The sequence below is a fragment of the Salibaculum sp. genome, from assembly GCF_035270045.1.
Taxonomy (GTDB): Bacteria; Pseudomonadota; Alphaproteobacteria; order Rhodobacterales; family Rhodobacteraceae; genus Salibaculum.
Map to the genome: position 1 here is coordinate 54,661 of NZ_DATFIP010000035.1, position 13,228 is coordinate 67,888.

The window sequence follows — 13,228 nt, forward strand, 5'->3', positions numbered from 1 at the left end:
GCGAGATTACGCCACGCCGCCCCGGCGTCAATCCGGACCGCGTTGCGCCGCCCCTTTTCGCCCGCTGCGATTCCGCGTAAACCCCGCGGATGATCGGCATCGAAAGGCCCCGCGCGCCCATGGTTTCGGGATTGTTCCAAAGAATTCACCGCTGGGAGCGGGACCTGCACAACCGGCTGGGACGGGATATCTCCACCCCCGCGGCACGGCGCGGCGCGTGGTGGCACTACCAGTTTCTCGATCACGGCATCCTGCGCCACCTTTGGACAAACCACGACCGGGTCGCACCCGGCATCTACCGATCAAACCAGCCGGACCCGCGACGCCTGCGGCGCATGGCTGCACGCGGCATCCGCACGGTGCTGAATCTGCGCGGCGCGACGGCCCATTCAGCCTACCTGTTCGAGCGCGAGACCTGCGCGGCCCTCGAACTGACGCTGGTCGATCTGCACCTGAGCGCGCGCCGTGCGCCGCCGCGCGCGGCCTTGCTGGAGTTGATCGACCATCTGGCGACGCTGGAGACACCGCTGCTGATCCATTGCAAATCCGGCGCCGACAGGGCGGGGCTGGCCAGTGCCGTCGTCCTTTTGATCCGTGACGAGACAGATATCGCGGGCGCCCGGCGCATGTTGTCCTGGCGCTACCTGCACCTGCGCAGCACCGCCACCGGGGTGCTGGACCAGCTTGTCGAGGATTACGCCGCGCGCCGGGAAGAGGGCGAGATCGGCTTTCGCGACTGGGTGGCCCAGGACTATGACCCCGAAACCACCGCGGCCAATTTCGCCGCCCGGCGGGGCCGGGCATGACCGCGCGGCGCCATTCCATGGGGCGCTGGCTCTGGTCGGGATACCTGCGTCGGCACCTGCGGATCATCTCGATCGCGCTGGTCGTGATGGTGATCGAGGGCTCCACTCTGGGGGTCATGAGCTACATGACAAAGCCCATGTTCGACAACGTCTTCATCGGCGGCGACATGACCGCGCTCTGGGTGGTCGGGCTGATTATCATGGGGGTTTTCTTCCTGCGCGCCATCACCTCGGTGGTGCACCGTGTGCTGCTCAAGCGGGTCTCCGAGCTTAGCGCGGCGCAACTGCGCACCGACCTCATGGCCCACCTGATGACGCTGGACATGGCCTTTCACCAGGCCCATTCGCCAGGCACCCTGATCGAGCGGGTGCAGGGCGACGTGCAGGCCCTGGGCCAGGTCTGGATCGGCATCATCACCGGGCTGGGGCGGGACGTCATCTCCGTGTTCTGGCTGTTCGGCGTGGCGCTTTACATCGACTGGAAATGGACACTGGTGGCGCTGGTTGGGATTCCTCTGCTGGTGGCGCCTTCGCTCATGGCGCAGCGCTACGTGCGCGGCAAGGCCCGCACCGCGCGCGCGGTCGCGGCCTCGATGTCAACCCGGCTGGACGAGGTTTTCCATGGCATCATGCCGATCAAGCTCAACAGCCTCGAAAACTATCAGCAGGGCCGCTACAACAGGCTGAACGATCACCGGGTGACATCGGAAACGCAGGCGGCACTGGGCCAGGCGCTGATCCCCGGACTGATCGACATCATGACCGGGATCGGCTTCTTCTGCGTGTTGTTCTTCGCCGGCTCCGAAATCGTGGACGGCGACAAGACCGTCGGCGATTTCATGGCCTTCTTCACGGCGATGGCACTGGCCTTCGACCCTCTGCGGCGGCTGGGCAACCTCTCGGGGATGTGGCAGGCGGCCGCGGCGGCGGTCGAGCGCATCCGCGAACTGTTCGACATCCGGCCGACGCTGGTCTCGCCCGCCGCGCCCGCGTCGCCACCGCCGGCCGCGCCCGAGATCCGTTTCGAGGATGTGCACCTGGCCTATGGCGATCTGCCCGTGCTCCGGGGGGCCAGTTTCACCGCCCAGGCGGGGCGGACCACCGCCCTGGTCGGCGCCTCTGGCGCGGGCAAGAGCACCGTTTTCAATGTGCTCACCCGGCTTGTCGACCCTCGCGAGGGCCGGGTGACGCTGGACGGCACCCCTGTTGAGAACATGGCCGTGGACGGCTTGCGCGACCTCGTCTCGACGGTGGCGCAGGACGCCGCGCTTTTCGACGAAAGCCTGCGCGACAACATCCTGCTGGGGCGCGCGGACGTGGAACCGGCGCATCTTAAAAAGGTCCTGGATGCGGCGCATGTCTCGGACTTCCTGCCCCAGCTGAGCGATGGACTGGACACGCCCGCCGGGCCCCGCGGGTCCAACCTGTCGGGAGGTCAGCGCCAGCGCGTGGCCATTGCCCGCGCGCTGCTACGCGACACGCCGATCCTTTTGTTGGACGAGGCGACCTCGGCACTGGACACCAAGTCCGAGGCAATCGTCCAGGCCGCACTGAACCGCCTTGCCGAAGGGCGTACGACGCTCGTGATCGCGCATCGGCTTTCGACCGTGCGTAACGCCGACAGGATATTGGTCATGGACAAGGGCCGCGTGGTCGATGAGGGCACCCACGACGAGTTGCTGGCGCGCGGCGGGCTTTATGCCGATCTCTACCGGCTGCAGTTCAAGGAAGGCCGTCACGTCGGGGACGCCTCCCCCGGCGCCGTGCATCCGCGCAAGGCCGCGACCAAGGCCCCGGTACGCACCGCCCGCGGTCTGATGACACGGCTTTTCCGCGGCACCGATCCATCCTAGGTAGGGGCCATGACACAGCGCACAGTTCTTCGCATCACCGGGGATGACAGGAATGGTTTCCTGCAGGGCCTCGTCACCAATGACACCGATCGCCTGTCCGAGGGCCTGGTCTATACCGCCTTGCTGACGCCGCAGGGCAAACTGATCGTGGATTTCTTCCTGCAGGCGCAGGGCGACGGCATTCTGCTGGACGTGGCTGCAGAAGAGGCCGCCGCGCTGGCCCGGCGGCTGTCCATGTATAAGCTACGCTCTGCGGTCGAGATTGCCGAGACTGATCTCGTCGTCTCGCGCGGGGTCGGGCCTGCGCCCGAGGGTGCCCTGCCCGACCCGCGCCACCCCGCGATGGGCTGGCGCCTGATCGGCGAGACGGACCTTTCAGAAACCCTGGACTGGGACGCGCTACGCGTCGAACACCTGATCCCCGAAACCGGGATAGAGCTGACATCCGACAGCTTTCCGCTGGAGGTCGGCTTCGACCGGCTGTCGGGCGTGGATTTCAGGAAGGGCTGCTATGTCGGGCAGGAAGTGACCGCGCGGATGAAACACAAGACCGAGCTGCGCAAGGGGCTTGTCCAGGTGGGGATCGAGGGGACGGCCCCGGTCGGCAACCCGATCACGGCGGGCGAGAAACCGGCCGGCACACTTTACACGCAATCGGGTGACAAGGCGCTGGCCTACCTGCGGTTCGATCGGGCAAAGGGCCCGATGCAGGCCGGCGAAGCCACTGTGACATGGACCCCGTAAGCGCCGCCATCGCCCGACTCTTCGGGGCGCCGCCTGCGGGATTGCACAGGCTTCAGGGGGGCGACCTTTCCGACATTTGGAAGGTCAGGCTGGCCGACGGGCGCGACGTAGTGGCCAAGGCAGGGCCGCTGGTGATCCGCGAGGCGCGGATGCTGGAAGCCATGGCCGAGGCCGGCGCACCCGTGCCCCAAGTCCTGGCCAGCGAGAGGACACTGATGGTGCTCGAATACCTACCCGAGAGCCGACCCGGTCCGGACAGCTGGCACGCTCTGGGCGCTGGTCTGGCCCGGCTGCATGAGACCACGGCGCCGTGCTATGGTTGGTCCGTCGACTATGCATTCGGCGATGTGGCGATCCCCAATGCACGGGGCGGGGACTGGTCGGGCTTCTGGGCGGAAAACAGGCTGCTGACCGGGCGCGCGATGCTGCCCGCGGGGCTTGTTCACCGGCTGGAGAGGCTGGCGCATCGCCTGCCCGCGCTGATCCCCGCCGCACCGCCCGCGGCGCTGCTGCACGGCGATATCTGGTCGGGAAACGCGCTTTTCACAGCCCAGGGGGCCTACCTGATCGACCCGGCCTGCTATCACGGCGACGCCGAGGTCGACCTCGCCATGCTGGAGCTGTTCGGCACTCCGCACGAGGCGTTCTATGCCGCCTATGGCCGACCACAGGGGGATTGGGCAACGCGCCGCGCGGTTTACCAGCTCTGGCCCGCCCTGGTGCATCTGCGGCTTTTCGGGCCTGGCTACATGGGCATGGTCGAGGACAGACTGGCGCGGCTGGGCGCCTGACCCGTCGGGAAGGCTGCCCGATCAGGCGCGTTCGGCGTAGTCCATAGTATCGGTGTTGACGATGATGTCCTCGTCCTGGCCCACGAAGGGCGGCACCATGACCCGCACGCCGTTGTCCAAGACCGCGGGCTTGAAGCTGTTGGCAGCCGTCTGGCCCTTCACCACCGGCTCGGTCTCGACGACCTTGCAGGTCACTTTTTGCGGCAGGGTCACGTTCAGCGCCTCGGTCTCGTAATATTCGATCACCACGGTCATGCCGTCCTGCAGGAAGGGACGTCGCTCGCCCAGAAGGTCCGCGGGCAGCTCGATCTGATCGAAGGTCTCGGCATCCATGAAGACCAGCATCCCGTCGTTTTCATAAAGGAACTGCTGGTCCTTCTGTTCCAGCCGCACGCGCTCGATCTTGTCGGCCGAGCGAAAGCGTTCGTTCAACTTGGAATTGTTGCGCAGGTTCTTCATCTCGACCTGGGCGAAGGCGCCACCCTTGCCGGGTTTGACATGGTCCACCTTCACCGCGACCCAGAGGCCGCCGTTGTGTTCCAGCACGTTGCCGGAACGGATCTCGTTACCGTTGATCTTGGGCATGTCGAATTGTGTCCAGAATGTGTCGAATGGTTGATCGTCTGTTGAGCGAGCCTATATCTGCCACAACGCAGTCGAGCAACCCGACAGATACTGTTGTAGACACCGACACGATATGCACTGGGCGCATACCTGCCATTCCAAAAGAGCCCACCCGAATCGCCCGTGAACAGGCATATTGCCCCTCACGCCAGTTACAAGACAAAACCGAAGGACCCGATATGCGAGATCTCGTCGACGGCACCGCGTTCAACAACGAGCAAGGCAACCGCGCACGCAAGCTGTTTGCGGCGGTGGTCCTGGCTGCGCTGGATGACGCCATCGCCGATGACAAGAAGTACGGCAACGGGCCGGAACAGATCGCCCGCTGGGCAAGGTCGCGAGACGGACGCGAGGTCCTGTCCTGTGCCGGGATAGACCCGAACGAACGTGTCGTAACCGGCCTGATGGATTTCGTATCCAAGGGTGTGCGCACCTCTGTTGCCCTCTCGCGCGAGGAGAGCGAGCGCCGCCATGCTGCCGAGGCCATCGAAGAGGCCGCAAGGGCAGCCTGACACGGTGTCCGAGTTCCTGCGCGCCGTCGTTGAGACATGAAGCGCGGTCCTTGGCGGGGCCGCGCGTTTTTCTTCGTGGAACATCGCCGTAGAACACGTCGCGAAAAAGGGGCACTGGTTTTTCCCGTCTCGGATGGGCACAGCAGGGACCGCGTCCAGCAACCGGAGACCAGGATGGACGCCCTCCCGTTTCTTGGCAGGACTGTGAACGCGGATATGCCGCCTCGCCCTCGAGACGCGCGCGCTGCGATCCGCTTGCCTGGTGTTCGCCGAAAGCTCTAGTCGAAGTCCTGGCTGGACAGGATGCGATAGATCTCCCGGCGCACCAGCTTGCGGACATTGCGAGTGATGCGTTCGCCAAGGGCGCCTTGCAATTCCTCGCGCACAATCTCGGCGACCAGGGCCCGCAGCGCGGCGGCATCAAGCGCTTCGAGACCGGACAGCTCCTCATCATAGGACGCGTCGTAAGGATCGTCGGGCCCGGTGCCCCGGGCGAGATCCTCCGCGGTGGTGTCCTCGTTGGAAGGGTCGTCCTCGGCAGCGGATACCACCTCCTCGGGCGCGTCCTGGACCGTCCGGGCCGCTTCGGCCCCGAAATTGATCCGGGACCGGCGGCTTCTGGGCCAAGCCAGGGTTGCGGCCATATTTGCCGCCTCGGACCCGTCAGGCTCGAACCCCTCACCACCGACCGACGCCTCCAGCTCGGCAATCGTCGCCTCCAATGCCGAGCGTCGATTTTCGGGCGTGGCACTGTCACCGACCGGGGTTTCGGCGGGCTGTTCAGCCACCGTCATCTCGTGCTGCGCGGTCTCAGATACGGCGCTATCGGTCTCGGACCCGTCCTGATCCGGACCGGACGCATCGGCCTGCGTCACGTCACGGCCGCTATCGGCAGGTTCCGGCCCTTCACTTTCGTCGCGGCGCAGGAAATTGCCAATCGGACGATCCAGAAGATGCGGCACCACGTCGCCTTCCGTCGCCTCTGGCGCCTCGGCCTCGGCGGTCTGTCGCGGCGCCTCTTCGTCGTCACGGGAGTGGCCCACAAACGCATCGTCCCCCTGTGTGACAAGCTGCGCCGGGGTCAGAACCAGCTTGGCTGGACGGTCTTCCTCGGCGGCGCGGCTCTCGGCGGGGTCCTGGCCTGCGCGATGGCCGGCGTCGCCCGCGCCCGCCTGCGATGGCTCGGTCTCTCGGGCACGGGCCTGTTCGCCTTCGCTCACCAGTTTCCGGATTGAGGACAGGACATCCTCGATTTCCACGTTTTTGACGGGATCCGACATTATTCACCCTGCTTTGGCCTCGGGTTGAGCTTACGCGCAACGGCGCCAACGAACAACAGATACCGAAGATTTGAGCTATTCGCCGATGGAGTCCAGCACCCGGTCCAGGGCACGACCCTGCGGCGACAGGGTCGCCGGGGCATCCTTGACCAGGTTGTAATAGGCCGCCGGATCATAGGTCTGGACGGCCAGCCCAAGGTGTTCGGCCGTCATCAGCCCCATCGACGCCAACACCTGGTAGCTGGCGATGACCTCGTCGGCCTGCGCCGAGATCCCGTTGGCACGGGCATCGAGCAATTCCTGTTCGGCATTGAGCACGTCAAGCGTGGTGCGCGCGCCCAGCGTCGCCTCTTCGCGCACACCCTCGAAGGCGGTGCGCGCGGCGCGTATCTGAAGCTGGGATGCCTCGCTGCCGGCCCTGGCCACCCGCAACTGGGCAAAGGCGTTGCCCACGGATTGCGCCACGGACTGGCCCGACAGGTGCAATCCTGCGCGGGCCGCGTCACGCCGCGCGGTCGCTTGCCGGATCGCGCTTTCCAACTGCCCGCCCGAGTAGATCGGTCCACCGACCGACAGGCCAAGGCTCTCGGTGGCGTTTCCATCGTCGTCGACCGAAGCCGAGCCGCGCAGGTTGACCGAAGGGCTCAGCGCCGCCTCGGCGGCGCGGAGTGTCAACTCAGCCGCTGTCACGGCCTGCTGCGCCGCCTTGATCGAGGGATGGTTGCCAAGAGCAAACCCCCGCGCAGCGTCCTGAGCCCTGTCGAGCGGCGCGGGCGAAACCACGTCGAGGCGGCCCGGCGCCCGGCCCACGGCCGCGCGGAATTCCTCGATTGACTGCGCCAGCGACCCCTCGGCGGCAGCCAGCTCGCTGCGGGTCGCGGCCAGGCGGGCCTCGGCCAGCGCCACATCCGTGCGCGTCACCTCGCCCACCTCGAACCGGTCCCGCGCGGCGCGCAGTTCTTCTTCGATCAGGTTCATGTTGCTTTTGCGCAGGGCCACGAACTCGGTGTTGCGGCGCACGTTCATGTAGGCGGTGGCCGCGCGCAGCAGGACGTCCTGCTCGATGCCGCGCAGGTTCTGACGGGTTTCGAGGACCAGGGCCTTGGCCGCCTCTGTCCGGTGCGTACTTGCGCCCCCGTCATAGAGCAGCAGGCTGGCGGAAACCTCGAAATTGGCAGAGGTTGCGCTCCCCCCCAAGGTCCGTGGGGGATCGCTCCAATTATAATTCGCCGACCACTGGACGACCGGTCTCAGGGCGGCAAGAGATTGGGCCACGTCCTCGTCCGCGGCGCGAAGAAGCGCCCGGTTCTGATCCAGAAGGCCTGAATCGCGGTAACTGTCGGCAAGGGCATCGGCCATGGATTCCGCGGCGGCGGGTATTGTCAGCGCGAGGACGAGGCTTGCGGCCGTGGCCAGTCGGCGAAGGATCATCTGGAGGGTCTCCCGAATTGGCCGCCGGCAAAACCGGGCCGGCCCCGTGTCACAATGTAAAGGCCCGGTGACGCTCGAAGCCGGGCACGACCGGCGCGCCCGCGTTGAAGGCCATTCGCCAGGTCATCCCGCCATCCAGCTTGTAGCCGATCCGCATGACGCCAAGGGCACCCTCGCTGAAAAGCACGGCCATGCGTCCGCCGTCCTTGAGCTGATCGACCAGCGTCTCGGGCACATGTTCGGCCGCCCCTTCCAGAACGATCACGTCATAGGGCCCCTGCTTGGGCGCTCCCCCGGCCAGAGTTCCATGCACGACGGCGGCATTGTCCACGTCATGGGTCGAAAGGTTCGCCTGCGCCTCGGCCACGCGGGCCTCATCCTCTTCCACGGCCACGACGAACTCTGCCAGCCGCGCCAGGATCGCGGTCGAGTAGCCCAACCCGCAACCAAGATCCATCACCACCTCGGAGTCCCGTATGTCGAGCGCATCGAGCATCTTGCCCATGGTGCGCGGCTCGAACATGATCCGTCCCTCGCCAAGGTCGAGATCGTCGTCCACATATGCGGAATCGCGACGGTCATCGGGAACGAAATCCTCGCGGGGGACAGCAAGCATCGCATCGATAATGGGAAACTTGGTGACATCCGACGGGCGGACCTGCGTGTCCACCATCACGGTGCGGAGGGTTTCGTAGTCGGCCACGCGCTAAACTCTTTCGTTCAGATCATTCCCCGGGTTCTTGCCATATTGCCCCGGCCCCGGCAACGCCTGATCACCCTTGCAAGGCCACGCGGGCTGGTATATCTCCCGGGTGCTTCGATAGGCACCACAGGCGGCGAGTTGGCGGAGTGGTGACGCAGCGGATTGCAAATCCGTGTACACCGGTTCGATTCCGGTACTCGCCTCCATTTATTTTCAATATGTTAGACGACAGAGGGCCCTGTAGCGGGCCAACCGTCTAAACAAACGTCTAAACATTCCGTTTTTGTTCTGTTCGCATCTGCTGTGCCTGCTTGGCCCGCATGCGCTGTCTCACCTTCTTGGTGTAGTGAAGAACCATTGCGGGACTCTGCCCCGTAACAGCAGCAATCAAGTCATCTTCACATCCCGCTTCCAGAAGCTCACAGGCTGCGTTGTAGCGCCAGCTGTGAATGTCATAACTCAGGGCCCCAATCTGTTCTCTGATCTTTCGCACCGCTTGCGATGCACCCCGATAGGACCATCGGTTGGTGCCGCGTTCATTGGTCAATATGAAAATTGAATGACGGCTGGCGGCATCAAGCGCCGCCTGAAGCTGAGGCAAGATGGGAACCCATAGTTCCTTTCCGGTCTTGCTTTGTTTGACGACAAACGCGCCGTCTTGGATGTCTGACCAGCGCATCCCCAACACATCTCCGATCCGTTGGCCTGTACCAACGCAAAGTTCCATAACCAGCCTTTCGCGCGTTCCGAGCGGACAGGCCGCCCGATAACGAGCCAGAGAATCCCGAGGCCAAGGCTCTCTCTCGGCCGACACCGTACGAAGTTCAGACACGCCTTTGGCTGGGTTGGCATCACACCACCCCAAGTCCACGCAATGCTCCATAAGCACCCGCAGGACCCGCAGAGAATAGTTCGCGAAATAGACCTTGTCGGCATTGGTATCGCGCAGGCGGATAACGTCTTTGCGCTTCATGTTCGCCGGGTTCACATCGCTCATAATGGAAACGAAGAAGTCCAGGTACTTGTCGTAATCCAGCGCAGTGCGAGGTTTGAGCCGCTTATATCTTGGCGACTTACGATAACTCGCGATCAGGCTCTCAAACGATCGAGCGTGAACTTTACTGGGAGCCGCCTTTCCCGAGAGGATTTAAGCATACTCAGTCCAAAATTCAGGCGTGCCGAATTCGTTCCGAAATTTTTGTGACCGCCAGCCCCGACGCTGGAAATACAAACCGTTCCTTTGGCGGTAAACGTGCTTAGGAAGCTCACGTTTTGTCATAACGCATATCTATCCTCTCAAATTTATCCATTTCTTCCGGTTGCACGAGATCAATTTCTATTCGGCGCCCGTCTATCGTGACACGACTGACAGCCTTGCCAGCACCTTCAAAGGTCCTGAGCATGCTAAGCGCCTTTTGTTCTAGAGACGAGCGTGGCACGGCTATGCCTTTCCTCCCGACGACGTCGGCGACGTCGCGACAACACCGAACACGGTGAAGCCAAGTATCACGCAACAACAGCCGTGTAGCCCATGCCGAGCATCAACTGTGTCTTCGCCACCCACGATCCGCACCTTTAGCCCCCTTTCCTAGAGCATTGGTTTGCGCGCCTACTAGACGAATGGAGGTTAGAAGCTCCATGCAAACCGATTGGGAGAATCCTAGGAGGTTGCTGATTCGCGAACAAACATTTTTGCGGCGTCGATCACGCTGCGTGTCACTAGGTGCATACCTCAGCACGTTTCACGCTGAAACAGTTCGTGACCCAAAAGGCTACGACCGGCGGTTTTTCTGCAGATCGTGTCACTAAGTGCAATACCCTAACAAGGGATGAGAGGGATTCGTGGCCCGCCCCTTCCCTCCTCCGATATTTGATGTCTGCGGAGGAAAGGGGCTGCGTCGCGACTGACTTTGCGTCGAAGCGCTCAGAGGGCCGGTTGGGCTTCGGCTAGGGATACACCCCTGCCTGTATCCTGTGATCGCATGTGAGGCCGCCTCTAAACGCCTGTACGCCCAAGTTTGCGTCTTGATCTTGCGTCACGGTTGCCTGAAACCGTGGGCGCCGGCGTAGTGTTCACATAGATTTTCTGGAGCAAGCAAGTTGAGCCAAAGACTACTAAATACGTACGTGACCGCAAACGCCAGGATCGGGAATTTCTCTATAGCATAGGTCATCAGCAGGGCCTTCAAAGATCTTTTGTCGAAATGCTACTAAAGCAACTAAACTATTCACCTTTCCCAATCGCTTTCGAAGATGAAGATCAAAACAAACAGCACATATCGACCATCTCATGCGCCTTCCCCTCGCTTAGATCGACACCACAAGGGGCATAAACGCCATGAAGGCTACACAACGCGATGACCAGGACACAAAAGGCTGACGGGCCCAAACGATGGAAATGGTGGCATTGGACGCTTGGGCTATTACTGCTCTTGGCACTCTGTGATGATGACGATGACGAAAACCCGCGCGACCGCGGCTATTGTTACGAATTCGATAGTGGGGAAACACGATGTTTCAAAGAGCCGCTGCCAAGTGACAAACATTGTTACATCATGCAAGACGATGCTGTTTACTGTTATGATCAACCGCTCAACTAGTGTTCTGCACCTAGGCAAGCATCCCAATCTGCCTCTGGCGCGCCTCTGCCGTTCGGACGAAGGTCCAAGCGTCGGCTATGCGCCGAAAACAGAGCTTGCACAGTCGGGGTCGACAGTCCGCGTTCGGGATGTGATCGGCCCAGACCGGACCTTAGCCCCGTGGTCGAGCGCTGCGGCGCGGCTTCACTGAACCGGCCATTCGTGCGTCCCGCAGCATTTTTCGAGGGTGAAGTTCGACAGAGCGGGACAAAGCTACCTTTACAGACCGCTACCGCGGAGCCCTTTTCATGGAGTTTCAATACGAACAAGGGCTTTCCACACCATTTGGCAGCCTGTTCGTCGCGCCAATTCTAAATTCCGCATCGGCAGTAAAATAGGCGAAAACGGATGTTAGGCGTCCTCCAGAGCCACAAATGACGCGCACAGGGGCGAGCGCAACATTATCTTCCAGCATGACCGTTTCGTTCTCGTTTGCGGCTATCTGAGCCGAAAGAGTTGCGGCAACGGCATCAGCTATTTCTTCGCCAGATTCACCCGTGACCACGCACAGAAACCACTCTGAACCATTTGAAACCGCGCTTGAAATCAGTTCAGCTTGCGAGTGCTGAAATGCCCGAACAAATCGGGCTTCCACATCAAAGATTGGTTCAGCGGCTGCATATCCTTCAAAACCATCAAAACTCTGATCCGTGATCACTTTCTCACAGGCATTCATCGATTCAATCCAGGCTTCTCTCAAATTGCCTTGAGCCACTGCAGCACTTCCAAAGACGGTGAAGGTCAACAACAAGATTTGGATGGCAGGTCTAATGACACGCTCCTAGCGAATGGCAATGTGGATTATGGGTTTGCCCGAGATCACGATGATGATTGACCTGCCCCCCGGTCGTCCCTCAGTCATAATGAGAGTCCTTGGGGTTGATTGTCGTCGTTTTCGGCTTGGGCAAGCGCGCCGGTCTCGCGCTTCAGCTTCACCATGTCGTTGACGAATTTGACCGAAACCCGGAAGTGCGCGGCGGTCGCCCGGTGCGTGTTCCCCTCTTCAATAAAATCCACAAAACGCGTCCGTAGCTCTGTTGGATGCGGCTTGCCCATGACGACCTCCCTAAATGCCTCACGAGCAGGGAAGCACAGAAAGCCTCATGCGGCAATCCTGGATCCGTTCAGGCCAAACACGCTCTAGGGCCGGTCCGATCAGGCGCTGTACCTTCTGCGTCATTCGTTACTCCATCACCAGCGACTATTGACTATTACGCGACCCGCTCAACGGTATTCCGGAGGCGGCCAAGCCCCGTCCTCGAGCATCCGTTTTGCCGTCTCAGGCTGGAAGATCTCGCCCATCAGGCCCTTTCGCGTCAGAAGGGATCTCACATCAATCAAAGCCTTGCCATACTGTCCCTCGGGCGCCACACGCGACCGCTGTGCGAGAAACGCAAGCGTGTACCCGCGCCCGTCCACAACCGTGGCACGGGCACCATTTTCCAAAAGCCAATGCACCGCGGACCAGTTGTCGATCACGGCAGCCGAAAGCACTGGGGTCGCTCCGTGATACCCGTGTGCCTCGATGTCGCCACCTGCCTCGATCCAAGTCGACATGCCTTTCAGATCGCCTTGTTTGATCATCCAGAAAATTTCAATCAACCCGTCCAGACCCAAGGCCGTGGTGTCCATCTTCTGATCCGCCACGGACGGGCTTGCCAACCCGCTGATCGCTCCGACCAAGAGTAGGATGGCCGCCGAGACGGTCCGGTACCAAGGCGACGGACCCAACATATATCCAACCCCTTCCAAAATTTTCCTCGGCTTCAACATATCCATTTGGGTTGGATACCGCGAACAAAAACCGCACTATCAGTGAGAAGTAACAAGCCAGACCCTGATTGC

14 protein-coding genes and 1 tRNA gene are annotated in these 13,228 nt (G+C 62.1%); 6 read left to right on the forward strand and 9 right to left on the reverse strand.

The window, feature by feature from the left end:
- Positions 1 to 89: 89 nt before the first annotated feature.
- From VJ897_RS05905 to VJ897_RS05920, 4 genes are read left to right on the forward strand one after another with little or no spacing between them, the layout of a single operon-like run.
- Complete coding sequence (locus VJ897_RS05905; RefSeq protein ID WP_324054148.1) at positions 90 to 806, forward strand: tyrosine-protein phosphatase; 717 nt, start codon at positions 90 to 92, stop codon at positions 804 to 806.
- Positions 803 to 2,659, forward strand: a complete 1,857-nt coding sequence (locus VJ897_RS05910) for an ABC transporter ATP-binding protein (RefSeq protein ID WP_324054150.1) — start codon at positions 803 to 805, stop codon at positions 2,657 to 2,659. The genes VJ897_RS05905 and VJ897_RS05910 overlap by 4 nt, the downstream gene beginning before the upstream one ends.
- A gap of 9 nt (positions 2,660 to 2,668) precedes the next feature.
- Positions 2,669 to 3,403, forward strand: a complete 735-nt coding sequence (gene ygfZ, locus VJ897_RS05915; protein WP_324054152.1) for a CAF17-like 4Fe-4S cluster assembly/insertion protein YgfZ — start codon at positions 2,669 to 2,671, stop codon at positions 3,401 to 3,403.
- The gene (locus tag VJ897_RS05920; RefSeq protein ID WP_324054154.1) at positions 3,391 to 4,194 is read left to right on the forward strand and encodes a fructosamine kinase family protein; all 804 of its coding nucleotides are present in this window, start codon (positions 3,391 to 3,393) and stop codon (positions 4,192 to 4,194) included. Before ygfZ ends, VJ897_RS05920 begins: the two co-directional genes overlap by 13 nt.
- A 21-nt stretch (positions 4,195 to 4,215) precedes the next feature.
- On the opposite strand, the gene efp is transcribed toward VJ897_RS05920, so the two are convergent.
- Positions 4,216 to 4,779, reverse strand: a complete 564-nt coding sequence (gene efp, locus VJ897_RS05925; protein WP_324054156.1) for an elongation factor P — start codon at positions 4,777 to 4,779, stop codon at positions 4,216 to 4,218.
- 218 nt (positions 4,780 to 4,997) lie between these two features.
- On the opposite strand from efp, the gene VJ897_RS05930 reads away from it, so the two are divergent.
- Positions 4,998 to 5,330, forward strand: coding sequence for a DUF6280 family protein (locus tag VJ897_RS05930; protein WP_324054158.1), 333 nt, complete (start codon positions 4,998 to 5,000; stop codon positions 5,328 to 5,330).
- A 278-nt stretch (positions 5,331 to 5,608) separates the two neighbouring features.
- Here VJ897_RS05930 and VJ897_RS05935 read toward each other — a convergent pair whose 3' ends face one another.
- The 3 genes from VJ897_RS05935 to VJ897_RS05945 form a co-directional block, all read right to left on the reverse strand.
- Positions 5,609 to 6,610: a hypothetical protein gene (locus tag VJ897_RS05935; protein WP_324054160.1), complete on the reverse strand. Its 1,002-nt coding sequence runs from the start codon at positions 6,608 to 6,610 to the stop codon at positions 5,609 to 5,611.
- 75 nt (positions 6,611 to 6,685) lie between these two features.
- A complete protein-coding gene (locus VJ897_RS05940; protein WP_324054162.1) occupies positions 6,686 to 8,041 on the reverse strand; it encodes a TolC family outer membrane protein in 1,356 nt (451 codons plus the stop codon).
- A gap of 49 nt (positions 8,042 to 8,090) precedes the next feature.
- Positions 8,091 to 8,744, reverse strand: a complete 654-nt coding sequence (locus VJ897_RS05945) for a protein-L-isoaspartate O-methyltransferase family protein (RefSeq protein WP_414706683.1) — start codon at positions 8,742 to 8,744, stop codon at positions 8,091 to 8,093.
- Positions 8,745 to 8,876: 132 nt separating this feature from the next.
- Here VJ897_RS05945 and VJ897_RS05950 point away from each other — a divergent pair.
- Positions 8,877 to 8,950, forward strand: a tRNA-Cys gene (locus tag VJ897_RS05950).
- Positions 8,951 to 9,012: 62 nt separating this feature from the next.
- On the opposite strand, the gene VJ897_RS05955 is transcribed toward VJ897_RS05950, so the two are convergent.
- The 5 genes from VJ897_RS05955 to VJ897_RS05975 form a co-directional block, all read right to left on the reverse strand.
- Positions 9,013 to 9,741 carry a tyrosine-type recombinase/integrase gene (locus VJ897_RS05955; protein ID WP_324054164.1) on the reverse strand — a complete coding sequence of 243 codons (729 nt, stop codon included), beginning with the start codon at positions 9,739 to 9,741 and terminating at the stop codon, positions 9,013 to 9,015.
- Between the two features lie 268 nt (positions 9,742 to 10,009).
- The gene (locus tag VJ897_RS05960; protein WP_324054166.1) at positions 10,010 to 10,147 is read right to left on the reverse strand and encodes a hypothetical protein; all 138 of its coding nucleotides are present in this window, start codon (positions 10,145 to 10,147) and stop codon (positions 10,010 to 10,012) included.
- A gap of 1,492 nt (positions 10,148 to 11,639) precedes the next feature.
- Complete coding sequence (locus VJ897_RS05965; protein WP_324054167.1) at positions 11,640 to 12,128, reverse strand: hypothetical protein; 489 nt, start codon at positions 12,126 to 12,128, stop codon at positions 11,640 to 11,642.
- Between the two features lie 113 nt (positions 12,129 to 12,241).
- Complete coding sequence (locus tag VJ897_RS05970) at positions 12,242 to 12,439, reverse strand: hypothetical protein (protein ID WP_324054169.1); 198 nt, start codon at positions 12,437 to 12,439, stop codon at positions 12,242 to 12,244.
- Between the two features lie 168 nt (positions 12,440 to 12,607).
- Positions 12,608 to 13,030 carry an ankyrin repeat domain-containing protein gene (locus tag VJ897_RS05975; RefSeq protein ID WP_324054171.1) on the reverse strand — a complete coding sequence of 141 codons (423 nt, stop codon included), beginning with the start codon at positions 13,028 to 13,030 and terminating at the stop codon, positions 12,608 to 12,610.
- Positions 13,031 to 13,228 lie beyond the last annotated feature (198 nt).

Excerpts from the sequence above, each read along its gene's own strand:
- VJ897_RS05905 (WP_324054148.1), top strand. The coding sequence starts at position 90 with ATGATCGGCATCGAAAGGCCCCGCGCGCCCATGGTTTCGGGATTGTTC.
- VJ897_RS05910 (WP_324054150.1), top strand. The coding sequence starts at position 803 with ATGACCGCGCGGCGCCATTCCATGGGGCGCTGGCTCTGGTCGGGATAC.
- ygfZ (WP_324054152.1), top strand. The coding sequence starts at position 2,669 with ATGACACAGCGCACAGTTCTTCGCATCACCGGGGATGACAGGAATGGT.
- VJ897_RS05920 (WP_324054154.1), top strand. The coding sequence starts at position 3,391 with ATGGACCCCGTAAGCGCCGCCATCGCCCGACTCTTCGGGGCGCCGCCT.
- efp (WP_324054156.1), bottom strand. The coding sequence starts at position 4,779 with ATGCCCAAGATCAACGGTAACGAGATCCGTTCCGGCAACGTGCTGGAA.
- VJ897_RS05930 (WP_324054158.1), top strand. The coding sequence starts at position 4,998 with ATGCGAGATCTCGTCGACGGCACCGCGTTCAACAACGAGCAAGGCAAC.
- VJ897_RS05935 (WP_324054160.1), bottom strand. The coding sequence starts at position 6,610 with ATGTCGGATCCCGTCAAAAACGTGGAAATCGAGGATGTCCTGTCCTCA.
- VJ897_RS05940 (WP_324054162.1), bottom strand. The coding sequence starts at position 8,041 with ATGATCCTTCGCCGACTGGCCACGGCCGCAAGCCTCGTCCTCGCGCTG.
- VJ897_RS05955 (WP_324054164.1), bottom strand. The coding sequence starts at position 9,741 with ATGAGCGATGTGAACCCGGCGAACATGAAGCGCAAAGACGTTATCCGC.
- VJ897_RS05960 (WP_324054166.1), bottom strand. The coding sequence starts at position 10,147 with ATGCTCAGGACCTTTGAAGGTGCTGGCAAGGCTGTCAGTCGTGTCACG.
- VJ897_RS05970 (WP_324054169.1), bottom strand. The coding sequence starts at position 12,439 with ATGGGCAAGCCGCATCCAACAGAGCTACGGACGCGTTTTGTGGATTTT.